The organism is Enterobacter sp. 186315 (assembly GCF_053290175.1).
In genome coordinates this window covers 210,696-232,059 of the sequence record NZ_JBPTTK010000007.1, presented here as the reverse complement: position 1 = coordinate 232,059, position 21,364 = coordinate 210,696, and the positions used below count along the sequence as shown (strand labels likewise).

Sequence of the window (21,364 nt, the reverse complement as noted above, 5' to 3'; positions counted from 1 at the left end):
GGGTATCCGTTGCCAGAAGAGAGCTCTTATGGATTGCCGCCCGGACTGCGGTGCCTGCTGTACCGCACCGTCCATTTCAAGCCCCATTCCCGGGATGCCGGAGGGCAAGCCTGCCAACACGCGCTGCGTTCAGCTTTCTGACAACAACCTGTGCCTGATTTTTGGCTCGCCGCTGCGCCCGAAAGTGTGCGCCGGTTTACAGCCATCGGCTGAAATGTGCGGCACCACGCGGGCGCAGGCGATAACCTGGCTTCTTGAGCTGGAATCGCTCACCGCGCCCTAAACATCCTTAATGCGCGTCAGGCACGATATCGTCAGCACGCACATCCCCAGCGCAATCCAGAAGACCGTGTGATAGTTCCAGATTTCAGCGACCACGCCAGCCATTGAACCGGCAATAATCCAGCCCACGCGGGTGGTATTAGTATAAAGGGTGGTGGCAGAGCCTGCCTGGCCCGGCATCAGATCCTGGAAGTAGAGCATCCCGATCCCGGCGAGAATACCGATATAGATGGCGTTCAGCAGCTGTAAAGCCAGCAGCAGCGCTGGCGTATGCACGGTTAACATGCCCACGTAGAACAGCAGTCCGGCGACGGCCGCGATGCGCATTAAAAAACGCTTCCCGAAACGCTTCGCGTAATAGCCCGCAATCAGCATGGTCGGGATCTCAAGCCCCGCGGCGGTGCCCATCATAATCCCGGCCAGTTTTTCCGGCAGATGCAGCTCATCAATAATAAACAGCGGCATATTGATGATGTATAGACTGTTGGTGCCCCACATCAGCGTACAAATAATGAATAGCAGCAGCGCATCACGGCGGTTACGGCGCGGGGCTTCCAGCGTGCCGGTCGCAAGCTTTGGCTCTTTGCGCATTGTCGGCAGGAAGAACCAGACCATTGCGCCGCACACCACAAAGGCAACTGCCGCGCTCAGATACATCACCGTGAAGCCAAAGCCCATCGCCAGCGCGTAGGCCAGCGGGGGGCCAATCACCCATGCCAGCGACACCTGCGCGCGCAGAATCGAGCTGAACATCACCGCTTCACGCCCGGTACGGTCTGCGTGCTCGCGGGCGAGGGCAAACATCTGCGGGTTTGCCGTCGAGCCAAAGCTGCTCAGGAACACGCCGACAAACAGCAAAATAAAGTAGTTACGGTTCCAGGCGAACAGCAGACAGGCGAAAACGCCGAGCAGGCAGCAGAAGACGATCAGGCTTTTACGGTCGCCTTTGCGGTCGGAGCGTCCGGCCAGAAACTGGCTGACCAGGATGCCGATAATGGCGCTTCCGGTAAAGAAAAAGCCGACCATCGCCGGGCGGGCATGGACTTCGTTCGTCAGGAACAGGCTTAGCGTTGGTGTTTGTAACGCACCGGCAATACCGGTGAGGAAGGCAACAATCAAAAACGCCGTTGACGTCAAATCAAATGGCTTTGGTGAGGCGGCAGCGGGGGTGTTGTGCATGTTCAAATATCAGTGATTGCTTGAGTGTCGCGGAGTTTACGCCGCTTGTCAGAAAATAAACAGGCGGTGCGGTCAAATTCCCCACAAAAAATCAAAATGGCATTTCAAAACGAGTTCACAAGCTGAATCTTGCTGAAAGTTATCTGCTGACGCGCTTGCGTCCTTCAGCAAATGTTGTCCTTCCGTTGAGGAAATGTGCTGCACTTCTAAATTCTGAACAGCCGTTTGTAACTTTTCTTGCAAGGTTCAGCAGAAAGAGCAAGACTTCTTGAAACGTTTCAGCGCTACCTTGTTTTGACTAACTGAGCAGGTTAGCGCATTTTTTCTCAATTAAGCTGAAACGATTCAAGTTCAGCAGGAGAGGAGAACCATGTTCCAGTTATCTGTTCAGGATATTCACCCAGGCGAACACGCCGGGAATAAAGAAGAGGCCATTCGCCAGGTTGCTGCCGCGCTCGTTCAGGCAGGCAACGTGGCTGACGGCTACGTTAACGGGATGCTTGCGCGCGAGCAGCAGACCTCCACTTTCCTCGGCAACGGTATCGCTATCCCGCACGGCACCACCGACACCCGCGACCAGGTGCTGAAAACCGGCGTTCAGGTTTATCAGTTCCCGCAGGGCGTGACGTGGGGCGAGGGCCAGGTTGCGTATGTGGCTATCGGTATTGCCGCCAGCAGCGACGAACATCTGGGCCTGCTGCGTCAGCTGACGCACGTGCTGAGCGATGATTCCGTAGCGGAACAGCTGAAAACCGCGACCACCGCAGAAGAGCTGCGCGCGCTGCTGATGGGCGAAAAACAGAGCGAAGCGCTGAAGCTGGATAACGAAACGCTGACGCTGGACGTCACGGCATCGGATCTGGTGACCTTGCAGGCGCTGAACGCGGGCCGTCTGAAAGAGGCCGGCGCTGCGGATGCGGCGTTTGTGGCGCACGTGATTAACGACAAACCGCTGAACCTCGGTCAGGGCATCTGGCTGAACGACAGCGCTGAAGGCAACCTGCGCAGCGCCGTGGCGGTAAGCCGCGCTGCGACCGCCTTCGACGTGGACGGCGAGCGCGCTGCCCTGCTCGTGACCGTTGCCATGAACGACGACCAGCCGGTTGCGGTGCTGAAGCGCCTGAGCGACCTGCTGCTGGCAAACAAAGCTGAAAAACTGCTGACCGCAGATGCCGCGACCGTGCTGGCGCTGCTGACCAGCGACGACGCGCTGACAGACGACGTGCTGAACGCCGAGTTTGTGGTGCGTAACGAACACGGCCTGCACGCTCGTCCGGGCACGATGCTGGTTAACACCATTAAACAATTCTCAAGCGACATCACCGTCACCAACCTCGACGGCTCAGGCAAACCGGCTAACGGCCGCAGCCTGATGAAGGTTGTCGCGCTGGGCGTGAAGAAGGGCCACCGTCTGCGCTTCACCGCGCAGGGGCCTGATGCTGAACAGGCGCTGAAGGCGATTGGCGATGCCATCGCGGCAGGTCTTGGGGAGGGCGCATAATGAGCAGACGTGTTGCGACTATTACGCTGAACCCGGCCTACGACCTGGTGGGCTTTTGCCCGGAAATTGAGCGCGGCGAAGTAAACCTCGTGCGCACCACGGGCCTTCATGCTGCCGGTAAAGGGATTAACGTCGCGAAAGTGCTCAAAGATCTCGGTATCGACGTCACCGTAGGCGGCTTCCTCGGTAAAGACAACCAGGACGGCTTCCAGCAGCTGTTCAGCGAGCTGGGCATTGCGAACCGTTTCCAGGTGGTGCAGGGCCGTACCCGTATCAACGTCAAGCTGACCGAAAAAGACGGTGAAGTGACCGACCTGAACTTCTCCGGCTTCGAAGTGACTCCGGCAGACTGGGAGCGTTTTGTAACCGACTCCCTGAGCTGGCTGGGTCAGTTCGACATGGTTTGCGTCAGCGGCAGCCTGCCGTCCGGCGTCAGCCCGGAAGCCTTCACCGACTGGATGACCCGTCTGCGCAGCCAGTGCCCGTGCATTATCTTCGACAGCAGCCGCGACGCGCTGGTTGCCGGTCTGAAAGCCGCGCCGTGGCTGGTTAAGCCAAATCGCCGCGAGCTGGAGATCTGGGCTGGCCGCAAGCTGCCAGAATTAAAAGATGTGATTGAAGCTGCCCACGCGCTGCGCGAGCAGGGTATCGCCCACGTGGTGATCTCCCTTGGCGCGGAAGGTGCGCTGTGGGTTAACGCCTCCGGCGAGTGGATTGCCAAGCCGCCATCGGTTGAAGTTGTTAGCACCGTCGGCGCCGGGGATTCCATGGTTGGCGGCCTGATTTACGGCCTGCTGATGCGTGAATCCAGCGAACATACCTTGCGTCTTGCCACCGCCGTGGCTGCCCTGGCGGTGAGCCAGAGCAACGTCGGCATTACCGATCGTCCACAGTTGGCCGCGATGATGGCGCGCGTTGACTTGAAACCCTTTAACTAACAGCAGGAGAGGCATAATGAAAACGCTGCTGATCATTGACTCCGGTCTGGGACAGGCTCGCGCCTATATGGCGAAAACCTTACTGGGCGCGGCTGCAAGCAAAGCACATCTGGAATTTATCGATAATCCGGGCGACGCCGAAATGGCAATTGTTCTGGGCGATAGCGTTCCGGCAGACAATGCACTGAACGGCAAGAAAGTGTGGCTGGGCGATATCAATCGCGCGGTGGCGCACCCTGAACTGTTCCTGAGCGAAGCAAAAGGCCACGCGTCCGTCTACAGCGCGCCTGTGGCTGCGGCTCCGGTGGCGGCTTCCGGTCCAAAACGCGTGGTGGCGGTAACGGCTTGTCCTACGGGCGTGGCGCATACCTTTATGGCGGCTGAAGCCATTGAAACCGAAGCGAAAAAACGCGGCTGGTGGGTAAAAGTTGAAACCCGCGGTTCCGTGGGCGCAGGCAACGCGATCACCCCGGAAGAGGTGGCTGAAGCGGATCTGGTCATCGTGGCGGCGGATATCGAAGTCGACCTGGCGAAATTTGCTGGTAAGCCGATGTACCGCACCTCTACGGGCCTGGCGCTGAAAAAGACGGCGCAGGAGTTTGATAAAGCGCTGGCAGAAGCTAAGCCGTATCAGGCAGCGGGTAAAGCGCAGACGGCAACCGAAGGCAAGAAAGAGTCAGCGGGTGCCTATCGTCACCTGCTGACCGGCGTGTCTTACATGCTGCCGATGGTGGTGGCGGGCGGCCTGTGTATCGCGCTCTCCTTCGCATTCGGTATTGAAGCCTTTAAAGAACAGGGCACGCTGGCCGCGGCGCTGATGCAGATCGGTGGTGGTTCCGCCTTCGCGCTGATGGTCCCGGTTCTGGCTGGTTTTATTGCGTTCTCCATCGCTGACCGTCCGGGTCTGACCCCGGGTCTGATCGGCGGTATGCTGGCGGTGAGCACCGGCTCCGGCTTTATCGGCGGTATCATTGCGGGCTTCCTGGCGGGTTATGTCGCGAAGCTTATCAGCTCGAAGCTGAAACTGCCGCAGAGTATGGAAGCGCTGAAGCCTATCCTTATCATCCCGCTGATCTCCAGCCTGGTGGTGGGTCTGGCAATGATTTACCTCATCGGTAAACCCGTTGCGGGCATTCTGGAAGGCCTGACGCACTGGCTGCAAACCATGGGTACAGCGAACGCGGTACTGCTGGGTGCAATCCTCGGCGGCATGATGTGTACCGATATGGGTGGCCCGGTGAACAAAGCCGCTTACGCCTTTGGCGTGGGTCTGCTGAGTACCCAAACCTACGCACCGATGGCCGCAATCATGGCTGCGGGTATGGTACCGCCGCTGGCGCTGGGTCTGGCAACAATCATTGCGCGTCGTAAGTTCGACAAAGCGCAGCAGGAAGGCGGTAAAGCCGCGCTGGTGCTGGGCCTGTGCTTTATCACCGAAGGTGCGATTCCGTTTGCTGCGCGTGACCCAATGCGCGTACTGCCTTGCTGTATCGTTGGTGGCGCGGTAACAGGCGCTATCTCTATGGCGGTTGGCGCGAAGCTGATGGCACCGCACGGTGGTCTGTTCGTTCTGCTGATCCCTGGCGCAATCACCCCGGTTCTGGGTTACCTGCTGGCGATTATTGTCGGTACGCTGGTCGCAGGCTTGTCCTACGCCGTGCTGAAACGTCCGGAAGTGGACGCAGCCGCCGCGGCAGCAAAAGCCGCGTAAGTTCATACCTCTTCAAAAGGGCAGAGATTTCTCTGCCCTTTTTTTATCTCTGCATTTTGTGCCCTGCCTCGCAATTTTATTTTCCCTGCTTAACTGTATCCCTAAAAAATTGTGACTCTGTTCATATCTATTCGCTTTGGCGCTTGTCGACGGATTTACTTTACTCAAAACACGCATATTATGAGCACATGTTCGCAGATGAACATGTGCTCTAAAAGTTGTTAGATGTTGTCGTAAATATTCTTAACGAACTCATTTTTATGGCCGTTTATTGCCAGAGGATGTGCTATGCGTGGAAAGGAATACATAGTAACGATAGGCTCAGCAAATATGGATGTCGCCGGATATTCTCATGCCTCATTAAATTATGCGGATTCAAATCCCGGAAAAATAAAATTTACGCCAGGCGGCGTGGGGCGGAATATCGCACATAATCTGGCATTGCTCGGTAAAAATTCCTGGCTGCTGACGGCCGTTGGCAGCGATTTTTATGGTCAGTCATTATTGGCACAAACCAGTCAACACGGTGTACATGTTGATAAATGTCTGCTGGTGCCAGGGGAAAACACATCATGTTATTTATCATTGCTCGATAATACCGGCGAAATGCTGGTGGCGATTAATGATATGTCGATTTCAGACCATATTTCCGTGGTGTTTTTAAAACAGCACCTGGAATTTATTCGCGGCGCGGCGGCGATTGTGGCGGACTGCAATCTCAGTGAAGAGGCGCTGGTCTGGCTGCTGGAAAATGCCGGAGATGCCCCGGTGTTTGTCGACCCGGTGTCGGCCTGGAAATGCGTCAAAATTCGCGAGCATCTCAGCAAGATCCACACCCTTAAACCTAACCGTCTGGAGGCGGAAACCCTTAGCGGCATCACGCTGTCCGGTCGGGATGATGTGGCGCGCGTAGCGGCCTGGTTCCACGACAACGGGCTCACGCGCCTGGTGTTAAGCATGGGCGGCGACGGCGTTTATTACAGCCACGCAAACGGCGAAAGCGGCTGGTCGCTCCCGGTGAAAACGCGGGTGGTGAACGTAACGGGCGCGGGCGATGCGATGATGGCAGGGCTGGTTTCCTGCTGGGTAGAAGGCCGAACCTTCATTGATTCCGTTCGATTTGCACAGGGTTGTTCATCCATGGCGCTGGCCTGTGATTATACCAATAACCCTGATTTATCTGTTGAAAATGTTACATCCTTAGTGGAGAACACAGAATGTCTGAATTAATGCTGAACGCTGAATTATTACAAATTTCCCCGGAAGTACAGGAAGCGCTAAAAGCAAATAAACCGATTGTTGCGCTGGAATCCACTATTATTTCCCACGGCATGCCGTTCCCGCAAAATGCGCAGACGGCGATTGAGGTTGAACAAACCATTCGTAATCACGGCGCCGTTCCGGCCACCATTGCTATTATCGGTGGCGTAATGAAAGTCGGCCTGAGTCAGGAAGAAATAGAATTACTGGGTCGCGAAGGCCATAGCGTAACGAAAGTCAGTCGTCGTGATTTACCTTTTGTTGTTGCGGCAAAGAAAAATGGCGCAACTACCGTGGCATCCACGATGATTATTGCCGCGCTGGCCGGTATTAAAGTCTTTGCGACCGGCGGGATTGGCGGCGTGCATCGCGGTGCGGAACACACCTTTGATATTTCCGCCGATCTTCAGGAGCTGGCAAATACGAATGTCACGGTCGTGTGTGCCGGTGCGAAATCTATTCTCGACCTGGGGTTAACCACAGAATATTTAGAAACCTTCGGCGTGCCGCTAATTGGCTATCAGACCAAAGCGCTCCCGGCCTTCTTCTGCCGCACCAGCCCGTTTGAAGTGAGCATTCGCCTCGACAGCGCCGAAGAGATCGCCCGCGCGATGGCGGTGAAATGGCAGACCGGTCTGAACGGTGGCCTGGTGGTGGCGAACCCAATCCCGGAACAGTTTGCGATGGCGGAAGGGAAAATCAATGCGGCAATCGACCAGGCGGTGCAGGAAGCGGAAGAGCAGGGCATTGTCGGCAAAGAGAGCACGCCGTTCCTGCTGGCGCGCGTGGCGGATCTGACCGGCGGCGACAGCCTGAAGTCCAATATTCAGCTGGTGTTTAACAACGCCATTCTGGCCTGCGAGATCGCAAAAGCGTACCAGCGCCTCGTCTGAGTTACCCGTCCGGGCAGAAAGCTGTCGCCCACGCAAAGCAAGCATACCTAAACCTGGCGGTTACGCCGGGTTTCCTGGCATGAAGGGAATCCATTATGGACATCGTAAGAAGTGTTGTGGGGATGGTGGTTTTACTGGCAATTGCGTTCCTGCTGTCGGTAAACAAAAAGCGTATCAGCCTGAGAACCGTCGGCGCGGCGCTGGTGTTGCAAATCGCCATCGGCGGGATCATGCTCTACTTTCCGCCGGGCAAATGGCTGGTGGAGCAGGCGGCGCTGGGCGTTCATAAGGTCATGTCCTACAGCGACGCGGGCAGCGCCTTTATCTTTGGCTCTCTGGTGGGGCCAAAAATGGACGTGCTGTTTGACGGGGCGGGTTTTATCTTCGCGTTTCGCGTTCTGCCCGCCATCATTTTCGTTACCGCGCTGATCAGTCTGCTTTATTACATCGGCGTGATGGGGCTGCTGATCCGCATTCTCGGCGGGATTTTCCAGAAAGCGCTCAACATCAGCAAGATCGAATCGTTCGTCGCGGTTACTACGATTTTCCTCGGGCAGAACGAGATCCCGGCGATCGTGAAGCCCTTTATCCATCGCCTGAACCGTAACGAGCTGTTTACCGCCATCTGTAGCGGGATGGCCTCCATTGCGGGGTCGATGATGATTGGCTATGCCGGAATGGGCGTTCCGATTGATTACCTGCTGGCGGCCTCGCTGATGGCGATCCCGGGCGGTATTTTGTTTGCCCGAATGCTCAGCCCGGCGACGGAAGCCTCTACCGTCACCTTCGAAAACCTGTCATTCACCGAAACGCCGCCGAAAAGCATTATTGAAGCCGCCGCGAGCGGGGCAATGACCGGCCTGAAAATCGCCGCCGGAGTGGCGACGGTGGTGATGGCCTTTGTCGCGATTATTGCGCTCATTAACGGCATTATCGGCGGCGTTGGCGGCTGGTTTGGCTTCGGGTACGCGACGCTTGAAGGGATTTTTGGCTACGTGCTTGCACCGCTGGCGTGGATTATGGGCGTGGACTGGAGCGACGCAACATTGGCCGGAAGCCTGATTGGGCAAAAGCTGGCGATTAACGAGTTCGTCGCCTACCTCAACTTCTCACCGTATCTGCAAACGGCGGGGGCGCTGGACGTCAAAACCATCGCGATTATCTCTTTCGCCCTGTGCGGTTTTGCAAACTTCGGCTCTATCGGCGTGGTGGTGGGGGCGTTTTCAGCCATCGCCCCGCAGCGTGCGCCGGAAATCGCCCAGCTTGGGATGCGGGCGCTGGCCGCCGCAACGCTCTCGAACCTGATGAGCGCCACGATAGCCGGATTCTTTATTGGGTTGTAAGGCATTGCAGCCCGGGCATTACGCCTGGGCTGTCTGGATCAGATACAGCGCGTTATCCGCGGAGAGGGTCGGGTTGTTGATGCTGACGCTGGCGCGCGATAGCGCGGCGCAGGCCATCGCAAAGCTGGCGCTGTCGCGGAAACTGCTCCCTTCCAGGAAGCTGTAAATCAGCCCCGCCATAAAGCCGTCGTCGGCACCGAAGCTGTCTACTACCGTATGCGCAGGCGGAGTCAGCAGGAACTGCTCGCCGTTCTTCTGGCTGCAAAATACCGACTCATCTTTCAGGCAGACATAAATGTGCTCAACGCCCTGCTGATGCAGAGAATTAACCGCGCTTATGCGGTCCGCGTCTGAGGTGACAGGCTTGCCCCAGAGGATCTCCAGCTCTTTTTGCGTCGGCTTCAGGGTATGAATGCGCGGGAACCAGGTTTTGATCTTTTCGGCTTTAAATTCCGACACCGTATCAATAAAGACCGGAATATCATCCGCAATCGTAAACACCCACTCGATGGCTTCCGGCGTCAGGTTGCAGTCGGCGAGCACCACGCCTGAGTGACGGATCAGGTCGCGCGAGCTGTTCAGCAGCTGCGGCGTGAGCTTTTCCAGAATATGGGTATCGTTAATCGCCAGCACGGTTTCTTCCTGCTGGTTGGCAATCGACAGATAGGTGGACGTGTTGTGCCCGTGCAGGCGCATGCAGCTGGAGATATTCACCCCGGCCTGACGGGTTTGCTCCAGCAGCGTTTCACCGTAAAAGTCGCTGCCGACGGCGGAAATCAGATGCACGTCGCGCCCCAGAAGCGCCAGGTTATGCGCGATGTTGCGACCCACGCCGCCCGCCGAGCACTGAATGCTGCCGGGATTGGACGCCGCCTGCGGATAGTGAATGTCCGCCACGCCGCGAATATCCATATTAATGGCGCCGACCACCACGCAGTATTCCTGCTCGGTCAGGATATAGCCTTTGCCTTTGATCATCCCTTTGCGCATCAGATCCATAATGTGCGCCGCCACGCGCGAGCGGCTGATCTGCAAAATATCCGCGATCTCGTTTTGCTGGATCAGAGGGTTGCGCCGCAGGATCTTGAGTATCTGCTTCTCTCTGTCGTTCATTATTACGCAACCGCCTTTTCAGTCTGCTGTGCTTTCAGCCAGGCGATCTCCTCGGCCCAGATATCCGGGTTGATGGTTTCCAGCACCATCGGAATGCCGTCAAAGCGTGAGTCCTGCATGATAAAGCGGAACGCATCGTGGCCGATATTGCCTTCGCCGAGGCTGTGGTGGCGGTCAACGCGGCTGCCGAAGGCGCTTTTTGCATCGTTCAGGTGCATTCCGCGCAGGTACTCAAAGCCCACGATACGTTCGAATTCGGCAAAGGTGTCCCGGCAGGCTTCGGTGGTGCGCAGATCGTAGCCGGCGGCAAAGGCGTGGCAGGTATCGATGCACACGCCCACGCGGGATTTGTCTTCCACGCCGTCGATGATGGCCGCCAGGTGTTCAAATTTAAACCCGAGGTTGCTGCCCTGACCGGCGGTGTTTTCGATAACGGCGGTCACGCCTTTGGTGTTATCCAGGGTGATGTTAATGGACTCGGCGATGCGCGCCAGGCAGGCGTCCACGTCGATTTGCATCAGGTGGCTGCCCGGGTGGAAGTTCAGCAGCGTCAGCCCTAGCTGTTCGCAGCGCTGCACTTCATCAAGAAAAGCCTCGCGGGATTTTTCCAGCGCCTCTTCAACCGGATGGCCAAGGTTAATCAGGTAGCTGTCATGAGGGAGGATTTGCCCTGGCCCGAAACCGTACTTTTCGCAGGCGGCCTTGAAATCATCAATGACTTCCGTTGTGAGCGGGGCGGCGCGCCACTGGCGCTGGTTTTTGGTAAACAGTGCGAAAGCGGTCGCCCCGATTTCGTCGGCGCGAATGGCGGCATTCGCAAGGCCACCGGCAGCGCTAACGTGCGCTCCAACATATTTCATTCAAGAACTCCTGTTAACCCAAAACGCTTATGATAGCGGGTTAACAGGAGAAGGACGAGAGGGGTTATGCCAGCAGGCTGTGAACGGCCAGGTTAATGGCGCCGCCGCCGACAATTAGCCAGATGAATAACATCAGCGCCATCAGCAGCGGTTTGGCTCCCGCTTTTTTCAGCGCGCTGACGTGGGTGGTGATCCCCAGCGCCGCCATCGCCATTGCCAGCAGCACGGTGTCCAGCGTGATGAGCATATCCACAACCGCTTTTGGCAGCAGGTGGAAGGAGTTAAAAATCGCCACCACGATGAACAGAATCGCAAACCACGGAATGGTGATTTTGCTTTTCTCACCGCTGTTCGCCGGGGCAAGCTGTTTAACCCGCGCCGCCAGGAAAATCAGGAACGGGGCCAGCATCATCACGCGCAGCATTTTGGCAATCACCGCCGCGTTTTCTGCATCCGGGTTAATCGCATGGCCCGCCGCCACAACCTGCGCTACCTCGTGCATGGTTGAGCCGATATAGATGCCGTAGGCTTCCGGCGTGAACCAGTGGGCGACCAGCGGATACATGGCCGGATAGAGGAATATCGCCAGCGTACCGAAGATAACCACCGTTGCCACAGCCACGGTAACCTTGCTGGATTCCGCTTTGACGACCGGTTCCGTGGCGAGTACCGCCGCCGCACCGCAGATGCTGCTGCCCGCGCCGATAAGCCAGCTGGTTTGCTTGTCCAGGCCGAAGACCTTTTGCCCGATAAAACAGGCGAGGATAAAGGTGCTGCTTAGGGTCAGCACGTCGATGGCAATCCCGCTGACGCCCACGTCCGCAATCTGCGAAAAGGTGAGGCGGAAGCCGTACAAAATGATCCCCAGGCGCAGCAGATGCTGTTTCGCGAAAATCACGCCGCCGTCGCAGGCTTTCCAGATGCGCGGATAGACGGTGTTACCGACCACCATGCCGAGCAAAATGGCCAGCGTAAGGGCGCTGAACCCTGCGCCTGCCACCGAGGGAATACTGCCGCCCCATAACGCCACGCCCGTCACGACGGCGCTGAGCGCAAGACCGGGCACGAAGTGCCACACTGTATGATGATTCTGTAGGGTGATGTCTGTCATAACCTTCTCCTTTCAATGGCTGAAAGGTTACGGCGCTCTGGCTTAAAAATAAAATTGATTATATATTTATAATCAATCTTTATAAGTGGTAAGCAACCATGCACATTACATTGCGCCAGCTGGAAGTTTTTGCCGAGGTACTGAAAAGCGGGTCTACGACCCAGGCCTCGGTGATGCTCTCTTTATCGCAGTCAGCGGTCAGCGCCGCGTTAACCGATCTGGAAGGGCAGCTCGGCGTTCAGCTTTTTGACCGGGTAGGGAAGCGGCTGGTGGTGAACGAGCACGGCCGCCTGCTGTACCCGCGCGCGCTGGCGCTGCTGGAGCAGGCTGTTGAGATAGAGCAGCTGTTCCGGGAAGACAACGGCGCTATTCGGGTTTACGCCAGCAGCACCATTGGTAACTACATTCTGCCGGAAGTGATTGCCCGCTATCGCCGGGATTTCCCGACGCTGCCGCTGGAGATGAGCGTGGGCAACAGTCAGGACGTGATTAACGCGGTGATTGATTTTCGCGTGGATATCGGGCTTATCGAGGGCCCGTGTCATAACGTGGATATCGTGGCGGAGCCCTGGCTGGAAGATGAGCTGGTGGTGTTTGCCTCCCCGGCCTCTTCTTTATTACAGGGCGAGGTGACGCTGGAGCGGCTGGCGCAGGCCCAGTGGATTTTACGCGAGCAGGGTTCCGGCACGCGTGAAATCGTGGATTATCTGCTGCTGTCGCATCTGCCGCAGTTTCAGCTGGGGATGGAGCTTGGAAATTCCGAGGCCATTAAACATGCGGTTCGCCACGGGCTTGGGATCAGCTGTCTCTCCCGGCGGGTGATCGCCGAGCAGCTTGAATCCGGCACGCTGGTGGAAATTCCGCTGCCGCTGCCGAAGCTGGTTCGCACGCTGTGGTGTATTCATCATCGTCAGAAACATCTTTCCAGCGCGTTGCAGCGGTTTTTGCGCTACTGCGAGATGTAATTGTTTGCCCTCACCCTAACCCTCTCCCACGGGGAGAGGGAATTGTTCCAGCGACCACAGTGTCGGCCAATGGCGCCCTGGCACGTTCACAAGTATTGTGATGACAGAGAAGCAAGGAACCTAAGGTGAACGGAATGACCACGACTGCCTCATTTTCCCCTTAGCCACTCGCCTAAAACAGACCATCATATTTATGCTTTACTTATAATCCAGGCCGCGTCATGAAGCTCTCTTATAACTGGGTATTTCTGCCAGAAGGAACGCTTATCGTCTGCTACAATCGCGCCTCATTTAATAAATGGACAGCATTTTCACATGGTTTCAGAAACTAAAACCACAGAAGCGCCCGCGCTACGTCGCGAACTCAAGGCGCGTCACCTGACGATGATCGCGATTGGCGGCTCAATCGGTACAGGTCTTTTCGTTGCCTCTGGCGCAACGATTTCGGCAGCAGGCCCGGGTGGGGCACTCTTCTCTTACATTCTGATTGGCCTGATGGTGTATTTCCTGATGACCAGTCTGGGCGAGCTGGCGGCATACATGCCCGTGTCCGGCTCTTTCTCTACCTACGGCCAAAAATACGTTGAAGAAGGCTTCGGCTTCGCGCTGGGCTGGAACTACTGGTACAACTGGGCGGTAACTATCGCCGTTGACCTCGTCGCCGCACAGCTGGTGATGAACTGGTGGTTCCCGGATACGCCGGGCTGGATCTGGAGCGCATTGTTCCTGTGCGTCATCTTCCTGCTGAACTACATCTCCGTTCGCGGTTTTGGTGAAGCGGAATACTGGTTCTCCTTAATCAAAGTCGCGACCGTCATCATCTTTATCGTTGTGGGTGTGGCGATGATCGTCGGCATCTTTAAGGGGGCACAACCCGCGGGCTGGAGCAACTGGACAATCGGCGATGCGCCGTTTGCCGGCGGGCTGTCGGCGATGATTGGCGTGGCGATGATTGTCGGCTTCTCTTTCCAGGGCACCGAGCTGATTGGTATCGCTGCCGGTGAATCTGAAGATCCGGAGAAGAACATTCCGCGCGCGGTGCGTCAGGTGTTCTGGCGTATCCTGCTGTTCTACGTGTTCGCCATCCTGATTATCAGCCTGATCATTCCTTATACCGATCCGAGCCTGCTGCGTAACGATGTGAAAGACATCAGCGTCAGCCCGTTCACGCTGGTCTTCCAGCACGCGGGTCTGCTCTCTGCGGCGGCAGTGATGAACGCGGTGATCCTGACGGCGGTGCTGTCTGCGGGTAACTCCGGCATGTACGCCTCGACCCGTATGCTCTACACCCTGGCCTGTGACGGCAAAGCGCCGCGCATTTTCGCCAAACTGTCCCGTGGCGGCGTGCCGCGCAACGCGCTGTACGCGACCACGGTGATTGCGGGTCTCTGCTTCCTGACCTCAATGTTCGGCAACCAGACCGTCTACCTGTGGCTGCTGAACACGTCCGGTATGACGGGCTTTATTGCCTGGCTGGGGATTGCTATCAGCCACTACCGCTTCCGTCGCGGCTATGTGATGCAGGGGCATGACCTTAAGGATCTGCCGTACCGTTCCGGTTTCTTCCCGCTGGGGCCGATTTTCGCCTTCATTCTGTGCCTGATTATTACCCTGGGACAGAACTATGAAGCGTTCCTTGCGGACACCATTGACTGGGGCGCCGTCACGGCCACCTACATTGGTATTCCGCTGTTCCTGATCATCTGGTTTGGCTACAAACTGACGAAAGGAACCCACTTCGTTCGCTACAGTGAAATGGAATTCCCTGAACGATTTAAAAAATAATCGCACTTCCTCTCTCTTAGCCCGCTCATTCGAGCGGGCTTTTTTGTCTCCACAGTATGCAGAACGGATATAAATTTTAACAATTAAATTGATAATTGTTATCGTTTGCATTATCGTTACGGAAAAATAAGACCCAGCCAAAACCCGCCGGAGATGCGGGCGGGCGATAAAGCAATATGAGCAAAAATTCTTTGATTTAGTTGTATTTACCTCATGGAGATATGGAATGTTTAGGTTGAATCCCTTCGTCCGGGGAGGACTGTGCGCGTCCGCAATGTCCCTGGCTCTGCCCGTCATCGCAGCGGAATCCGGCGACACCATGGTGGTCACCGCCGCCGCCACTGAGCAAAACCTGAAAGACGCACCGGCCAGTATCAGCGTCATCACTCAGGAAGATCTGCAACGTAAACCCGTCCAGAATCTGAAAGATGTGTTACAGGACGTGCCGGGCGTGCAGCTCACGAACGAAGGGGATAACCGCAAAGGGGTCAGTATTCGCGGCCTGGACAGCAGCTATACCCTGATCCTGGTCGACGGCAAACGCGTCAACTCCCGCAACGCCGTATTCCGCCACAACGATTTCGACCTGAACTGGGTGCCCGTGGATGCCATCGAGCGTATCGAAGTGGTGCGCGGCCCGATGTCCTCTCTGTATGGCTCCGACGCGCTGGGCGGCGTGGTGAACATTATCACCAAAAAAATCGGCCAGAAGTGGACCGGCACCCTGAGCGCAGATTCCACCATCCAGGAACACCGCGATCGCGGCGATACCTACAACGGCCAGTTCTATACCAGCGGCCCGCTGGTGGATGGCGTGCTGGGGCTGAAGGCCTACGGCAGCCTCTCTAAGCGCGAAAAAGACGATCAGCAGAAATCCTCAACCTCCGCCACGGGCGAAACGCCGCGCATCGAAGGCTTTACCAGCCGGGATGCCAACGTCGAGTTTGCCTGGACCCCTACGGAAGACCACGACTTCACGGCGGGCTACGGTTTCGATCGTCAGGACCGTGACTCCGACTCGTTAGATCAGAACCGCATGGAGCGCCAGAACTACTCCCTGAGCCACAACGGCCGCTGGGGCGTGGGCAACAGCGAACTCAAATTCTACGGCGAGAAGGTCGATAACAAGAATCCGGGTAACGCGGGCACCATCACCTCTGAAAGCAATTCCCTGGACGGTAAATACGTCCTGCCGCTGGGCGAGATCAACCAGATGCTGACCTTCGGCGGCGAATGGCGTCACGACAAGCTGAAAGATCCGGTGAACCTGACCGGCGGCAACAGCAGTAATACCTCTGCCAGCCAGTACGCGCTGTTCCTGGAAGATGAATGGCGTATCTTCGAACCGCTGGCGCTGACCACCGGCATCCGTATGGATGACCATGAAACCTACGGCGATCACTGGAGCCCGCGTGCGTATCTGGTCTATAACGCAACGGATACCCTGACGGTGAAAGGGGGCTGGGCAACGGCCTTTAAAGCGCCATCGCTGTTGCAGTTAAGCCCGGACTGGGTGACCGGCTCCTGCCGTGGCGCCTGCGAAATTGTAGGTAACCCGGATCTGAAGCCAGAAACCAGCGAAAGCTTTGAACTCGGACTGTACTACAGCGGGGAAGAGGGCTGGTTAGAGGGCGTACAGGCCAGCATCACCACCTTCCAGAACGACGTGGACGATCGTATCAGCATCAGCCGCACCGCCAACGTTAACCAGGCGCAGAGCTACCCGAACTACGTGGGCCTGAACGCCGACGGCGAGCCGATTTTCCGCTACTACAACGTCAACAAGGCGCGTATTCGCGGCGTGGAAACCGAGCTGAAGTTCCCGATTGCCGAAGACTGGAAAATGACGCTGAACTACACCTACAACGATGGACGCGACATCAGCAACGGCGGCAACAAGCCGCTGTCCGAGCTGCCGTTCCATACCGCCAACGGGACGCTCGACTGGCAGGCAACCCAGGAGTGGTCGTTCTACGTTCAGGGCAACTACACCGGTGAGAAACGTGCGCTGACCAGCGGCGAAGCGACGCCGGGCGGGTATGTGGTCTGGAATACCGGTGCCGCATGGCAGGCAACGAAAAGCGTCAAGCTGCGCGCGGGCGTGCAGAACCTGCTGGATAAAGACCTGAGCCGCGACGACTACAGCTACACGGAAGATGGCCGCCGTTACTTTGTTGGCGTGAGTTATCAGTTCTGATGTGATTTAGTGCGGCCTGCTTGCCGGGTGGCGGCTACGCCTGACCCGGCCTACATACCTGGTTTTTAGGCCCGGTAAGCGAAGCGCCACCGGGCAAGAGAGGCCGCACTCACCCCAGCAAATGCGCCGCATGGAAGCGGAGGTGATCCTCAATAAAGGACGCAATAAAGTAATAGCTGTGATCGTGCCCCGGCTGGATGCGCAGCGTCAGCGGCCACGCCTTCTGGCGTGCGGCTTCGGCAAACACCGCAGGCTGAAGCTGTTCGGCGAGGAACGGATCCGCATCACCCTGATCGATAAGCATCGGGATCGCATCGCCCGCTTCGCTTGCCAGCAGCAGCGCACAGCTGTCCCACGCCTGCCATGCTTCGCTATCTTCGCCCAAATAGTGCGTAAAGGCTTTCTGCCCCCACGGCACCTGGCATGGATTCACGATCGGCGCAAATGCCGACACGCTGGTGAATTTACCCGGATTTTTCAGCGCCATAATCAACGCCCCGTGGCCGCCCATCGAGTGCCCGCTGATGGCGCAACGCTCGCCCACTGCAAATTCAGACCGGATCAGCGCGGGCAGCTCGTCGCGCACGTAATCATACATCCGGTAATGGCTTGCCCAGGGCTGCTCGGTAGCGTTCAGATAAAACCCGGCGCCTTTGCCCAGATCGTATCCGGCATCGTCCGCAACATCATCGCCGCGCGGACTGGTGTCCGGCATCACCAGGGCGATGCCCAGCTCGGCGGCAATACGCTGTGCGCCCGCTTTGGTGGTGAAATTCTCGTCGTTGCAGGTTAAACCGGAAAGCCAGAACAGGACCGGTGGCCTTGCGTTTTTCTCGACGGGAGGAAGAAAAATACTGAACGTCATGGCGCAGTTCAGCGTGGTGGAGTCGTGCCGCCAGCGCTGCTGTCGACCTTCAAAACAACGGTGCTCTTCGAGCAGTTCCATGCAGGGCTCCTTATACGAAGGGGTATTCATGAGAGCCATAATACAGAGTTTTCATTAACCTGTGAGCAACTTTCACTTCCGCTCGACCGACAGATGCGGCATCATAAATTTACTTTTCTTTAACATTTGGAGCGGTCATGGCGCTGCGTATTGCGCTCAGTGGATTCGTGGTTCTGGTTGTGGCGATGGGGATAGGGCGCTTTGCCTTTACGCCGCAGGTGCCGCTGATGATTGCGGCCGGACAGCTTACGCTGACGAGCGCCGGCCTGGTGGCGGCGATGAACTATCTGGGCTATCTGGTGGGGGCCTGGGATGCGATGCGGGCGCACCGCTTTGTCGAAGGACGCCTCTGGCTGGGGATCGGCGGGGCGGTGGCCCTGACGCTGCTCTCTGCCGCTGCCGATAACGCGCTCGTTCATGGCGCGCTGCGCTTTGTTATCGGGTGCATGAGCGGCTGGTCGATGGTGCTTATAGCGGCCTGGACCAACGAACGCCTGGGGCAGCTCGGTAAACCGGGCCTCAGCGCGGCGGTGTTTGCCGGGCCGGGGGCGGGTATCGCCCTGAGCGGGCTGCTGGCAGTCTACATCCAGTCGCGATCGCTGTCGGCGGGCGCGGCATGGCAAATCTACGGCGTGCTGGCGCTGGTTCTGATTGCTCTTGTGGCGCGCTATCTTCCCCGGGGTGGACAGCTTCACCGCCCGGAAACCGCGCCGGAGCCGCTGGTGCTGAACGCCGATTTACGCCGCCTGGTCTGGAGCTACAGCCTGGCGGGCTTCGGCTACATCCTTCCGGCCACCTTTTTATCGCAGATGGCCGTGGCGCGTTTTCCCGGCAGCCTGTTTGCTCAGTTCGTGTGGCCGCTGTTCGGCGCGGCGTCGGTAGTTGGCATTGCGCTTAGCATCCTTCTGCGCAACGCCTCGTCGTCTAACCGCAGGCTGGCGATTGTGCTCTGGCTACAGGGGATTGGCGTGCTGGCGGCCTGGCTGGTGCCGGGCATTGCGGGCCTTCTGCTCGGCGGACTGCTGGTGGGCGGCGGCTTCCTCTGCGCTGTTCAGCTTTCGCTGCTGTATGGCCGGGAGCTTGCGCCAAACCATACGCGCTATATGGCGGGGCTTCTTACTACCGGCTATGCGGTGGGGCAGCTGGTCGGCCCGATGACCTCGGCATTATCCACGTGGCTTATGCATCAGCTGGAACCGGCGTTAGGGCTGGCGGGTGTTGCGCTGTTTATCGGCAGCGCGCTGGTGTGGAATCGTCATCCTGAAAGCCAGCGTCAATTGCAATAATTATCGTCGTGAATACTGGATTATGTGCGCCGCCTCACGCACAATGAGCGCACACTTTTGCCACAACGAGGGCAAAAGAGAGTTACACCTGCGGAGAACAACATGCCATCACTCAGTAAAGAAGCAGCCCTTGTCCATGAAGCCCTGGTCGCTCGCGGCCTCGAAACGCCACTGCGTCCACCGGTTCATGAGATGGACAACGAAACACGTAAACGTCTGATTTCAGGACACATGACCGAGATCATGCAGCTGCTGAATCTTGACCTGAGCGATGACAGCCTGATGGAAACGCCGCACCGCATCGCCAAGATGTACGTCGACGAGATTTTCTCGGGCCTCGATTACGCCAACTTCCCGAAAATCACCGTTATCGAAAACAAGATGAAGGTTGATGAGATGGTGACGGTTCGCGATATCACCCTGACCAGCACCTGCGAGCATCACTTTGTGACCATCGACGGTAAAGCGACCGTGGCGTACATTCCAAAAGATACGGTGATTGGCCTGTCCAAAATCAACCGTATCGTGCAGTTCTTTGCCCAGCGTCCTCAGGTGCAGGAACGTCTGACGCAGCAGATCCTCACCGCGCTGCAAACGCTGCTGGGGACCAACAACGTGGCGGTTTCCATCGATGCCGTTCACTACTGCGTGAAGGCGCGCGGCGTGCGCGATGCGACCAGCGCAACCACCACCACCTCGCTGGGTGGCCTGTTTAAATCCAGCCAGAATACTCGCCAGGAGTTCCTGCGCGCGGTACGTCACCACAACTAATTTTCAGGGCAGGAACCATGGAGCGAAACGTCACGCTCGATTTTGTTCGCGGCGTCGCCATTCTCGGTATCCTGCTGCTCAATATCAGCGCCTTTGGCTTGCCGAAGGCCGCCTATCTGAATCCCGCGTGGTATGGCGACATTACCCGCAGCGATGCCTGGACCTGGGCCATTCTCGATCTCTTTGCCCAGGTCAAATTCCTCACGCTGTTTGCGCTGCTGTTCGGCGCGGGGTTGCAGCTTTTACTTAAGCGCGGCACCCGCTGGATCCAGTCGCGCCTGACCCTGCTGGCGATCCTCGGTTTCATTCATGGCCTGCTGTTCTGGGACGGCGATATTCTGCTGGCCTACGGGCTGGTGGGGCTGATCTGCTGGCGGCTGATCCGCGATGCGCCCGGTGTGAAAAACCTGTTCAATACCGGTGTGATGCTCTACGTGATGGGGCTTGCGGTCCTGCTGCTGCTCGGCCTGATTTCCGGCGAGGCAACAAACCGCTCGTGGATCCCGGACGCCGCTAACCTTCAGTATGAGCAGTTCTGGAAGCTTAAGGGCGGCGCGGAGGCCATCAGCAATCGCGTGGATATGCTCGGGGATAACCTGCTGGCGCTGGGGGCGCAGTACGGCTGGCAGCTGGCGGGGATGATGCTGATGGGCGCCTCCCTGATGCGCACCGGGTGGCTGAAAGGAGAGTTTAGCCTGCGCCACTATCGCCGCACGGGGGCGGGGCTGGTGCTCATCGGCGTGCTGATTAACGTTCCGGCCATCATTACGCAGTGGTATCTGCACTGGGATTACCGCTGGTGCGCTTTCCTGCTCCAGCTGCCGCGCGAGCTGGGCGCGCCGTTCCAGACCATCGGCTATGCGGCGCTGATTTACGGCTTCTGGCCGCAGCTGTGCCGCTTCTGGCTGGTCAGCGCCGTGGCCTGCGTCGGTCGGATGGCGCTGAGCAATTACATCCTGCAAACCCTCATCTGCACCACGCTGTTCTACCGCTTCGGCCTGTTTATGAAATTCGACCGGCTCGAACTGCTGGCGTTTGTTATTCCGGTCTGGGCCGTGAACCTGACGTTTTCCGTTATCTGGCTGCGCTATTTCCGTCAGGGACCGCTGGAATGGCTATGGCGTCAATTAACCGCACATGCTTCGGGTGTATCATTGAATAATACATCCAGATAACGATCTGGATCACAATCATTAACAAAACGGATGTAAGCGTTTTCATCT

At 57.5% G+C, this 21,364-nt stretch carries 18 protein-coding genes; 13 read left to right on the top strand and 5 right to left on the bottom strand.

Annotated elements, in window-relative coordinates; translation table 11 throughout:
- The first annotated feature begins 28 nt into the window (after positions 1-28).
- Positions 29-283 (top strand): YkgJ family cysteine cluster protein, encoded by a 255-nt coding sequence (locus ACSVHP_RS10855; protein ID WP_234671765.1) that lies wholly within the window; start codon positions 29-31, stop codon positions 281-283.
- Here ACSVHP_RS10855 and setB read toward each other — a convergent pair.
- Positions 280-1,461, bottom strand: a complete 1,182-nt coding sequence (gene setB, locus ACSVHP_RS10850) for a sugar efflux transporter SetB (RefSeq protein ID WP_234671767.1) — start codon at positions 1,459-1,461, stop codon at positions 280-282. The two genes, ACSVHP_RS10855 and setB, sit on opposite strands and share 4 nt — an antisense overlap.
- 370 nt (positions 1,462-1,831) lie before the next feature.
- Between setB and fruB the strand changes: the two genes are divergently transcribed.
- The 6 genes from fruB (at position 1,832) to ACSVHP_RS10820 (ending at position 9,107) form a co-directional block, all read left to right on the top strand.
- Positions 1,832-2,962 (top strand): fused PTS fructose transporter subunit IIA/HPr protein, encoded by a 1,131-nt coding sequence (gene fruB, locus ACSVHP_RS10845; protein ID WP_234671769.1) that lies wholly within the window; start codon positions 1,832-1,834, stop codon positions 2,960-2,962.
- Positions 2,962-3,900: a 1-phosphofructokinase gene (fruK, locus tag ACSVHP_RS10840; RefSeq protein ID WP_234671771.1), complete on the top strand. Its 939-nt coding sequence runs from the start codon at positions 2,962-2,964 to the stop codon at positions 3,898-3,900. The genes fruB and fruK overlap by 1 nt, the downstream gene beginning before the upstream one ends.
- Positions 3,901-3,916: 16 nt before the next feature.
- On the top strand, positions 3,917-5,611 hold the full coding sequence (fruA, locus tag ACSVHP_RS10835) for a PTS fructose transporter subunit IIBC (protein WP_234671773.1): 1,695 nt from the start codon (positions 3,917-3,919) through the stop codon (positions 5,609-5,611).
- Positions 5,612-5,899: 288 nt separating this feature from the next.
- Positions 5,900-6,841, top strand: a complete 942-nt coding sequence (locus ACSVHP_RS10830) for a pseudouridine kinase (protein ID WP_447551903.1) — start codon at positions 5,900-5,902, stop codon at positions 6,839-6,841.
- Positions 6,829-7,764 carry a pseudouridine-5'-phosphate glycosidase gene (locus ACSVHP_RS10825; protein WP_234671777.1) on the top strand — a complete coding sequence of 312 codons (936 nt, stop codon included), beginning with the start codon at positions 6,829-6,831 and terminating at the stop codon, positions 7,762-7,764. The genes ACSVHP_RS10830 and ACSVHP_RS10825 overlap by 13 nt, the downstream gene beginning before the upstream one ends.
- Before the next feature lie 95 nt (positions 7,765-7,859).
- Entirely contained in the window at positions 7,860-9,107 is a 1,248-nt protein-coding gene (locus tag ACSVHP_RS10820) for a NupC/NupG family nucleoside CNT transporter (RefSeq protein ID WP_447551902.1), read from the top strand.
- Between the two features lie 18 nt (positions 9,108-9,125).
- Here ACSVHP_RS10820 and ACSVHP_RS10815 read toward each other — a convergent pair whose 3' ends face one another.
- The 3 genes from ACSVHP_RS10815 to ACSVHP_RS10805 form a co-directional block, all read right to left on the bottom strand.
- Positions 9,126-10,220, bottom strand: coding sequence for a sugar kinase (locus ACSVHP_RS10815; protein WP_447551901.1), 1,095 nt, complete (start codon positions 10,218-10,220; stop codon positions 9,126-9,128).
- Positions 10,221-10,222: 2 nt separating this feature from the next.
- Positions 10,223-11,080 (bottom strand): deoxyribonuclease IV, encoded by an 858-nt coding sequence (gene nfo, locus ACSVHP_RS10810; RefSeq protein ID WP_417315733.1) that lies wholly within the window; start codon positions 11,078-11,080, stop codon positions 10,223-10,225.
- Positions 11,081-11,144: 64 nt separating this feature from the next.
- Positions 11,145-12,191 (bottom strand): YeiH family protein, encoded by a 1,047-nt coding sequence (locus ACSVHP_RS10805; protein WP_447551900.1) that lies wholly within the window; start codon positions 12,189-12,191, stop codon positions 11,145-11,147.
- A gap of 98 nt (positions 12,192-12,289) precedes the next feature.
- Between ACSVHP_RS10805 and yieE the strand changes: the two genes are divergently transcribed.
- The 3 genes from yieE (at position 12,290) to cirA (ending at position 17,138) form a co-directional block, all read left to right on the top strand.
- Entirely contained in the window at positions 12,290-13,156 is an 867-nt protein-coding gene (yieE, locus tag ACSVHP_RS10800) for a DNA-binding transcriptional regulator YeiE (RefSeq protein WP_234671798.1), read from the top strand.
- A gap of 315 nt (positions 13,157-13,471) precedes the next feature.
- Complete coding sequence (lysP, locus tag ACSVHP_RS10795; protein WP_447551899.1) at positions 13,472-14,941, top strand: lysine-specific permease; 1,470 nt, start codon at positions 13,472-13,474, stop codon at positions 14,939-14,941.
- A gap of 226 nt (positions 14,942-15,167) precedes the next feature.
- Positions 15,168-17,138: a catecholate siderophore receptor CirA gene (gene cirA, locus ACSVHP_RS10790; protein WP_447551898.1), complete on the top strand. Its 1,971-nt coding sequence runs from the start codon at positions 15,168-15,170 to the stop codon at positions 17,136-17,138.
- A gap of 109 nt (positions 17,139-17,247) precedes the next feature.
- On the opposite strand, the gene fghA is transcribed toward cirA, so the two are convergent.
- Entirely contained in the window at positions 17,248-18,084 is an 837-nt protein-coding gene (fghA, locus tag ACSVHP_RS10785) for an S-formylglutathione hydrolase (protein ID WP_447551897.1), read from the bottom strand.
- A gap of 137 nt (positions 18,085-18,221) precedes the next feature.
- Here fghA and ACSVHP_RS10780 point away from each other — a divergent pair, with 137 nt between their 5' ends.
- The 3 genes from ACSVHP_RS10780 (at position 18,222) to yeiB (ending at position 21,316) form a co-directional block, all read left to right on the top strand.
- Entirely contained in the window at positions 18,222-19,370 is a 1,149-nt protein-coding gene (locus ACSVHP_RS10780) for a YbfB/YjiJ family MFS transporter (protein ID WP_447551896.1), read from the top strand.
- 102 nt (positions 19,371-19,472) lie between these two features.
- Positions 19,473-20,141 carry a GTP cyclohydrolase I FolE gene (gene folE, locus ACSVHP_RS10775; RefSeq protein WP_368541840.1) on the top strand — a complete coding sequence of 223 codons (669 nt, stop codon included), beginning with the start codon at positions 19,473-19,475 and terminating at the stop codon, positions 20,139-20,141.
- A 17-nt stretch (positions 20,142-20,158) separates the two neighbouring features.
- Positions 20,159-21,316, top strand: coding sequence for a DUF418 domain-containing protein YeiB (yeiB, locus tag ACSVHP_RS10770; RefSeq protein WP_447551895.1), 1,158 nt, complete (start codon positions 20,159-20,161; stop codon positions 21,314-21,316).
- Positions 21,317-21,364: the final 48 nt, after the last annotated feature.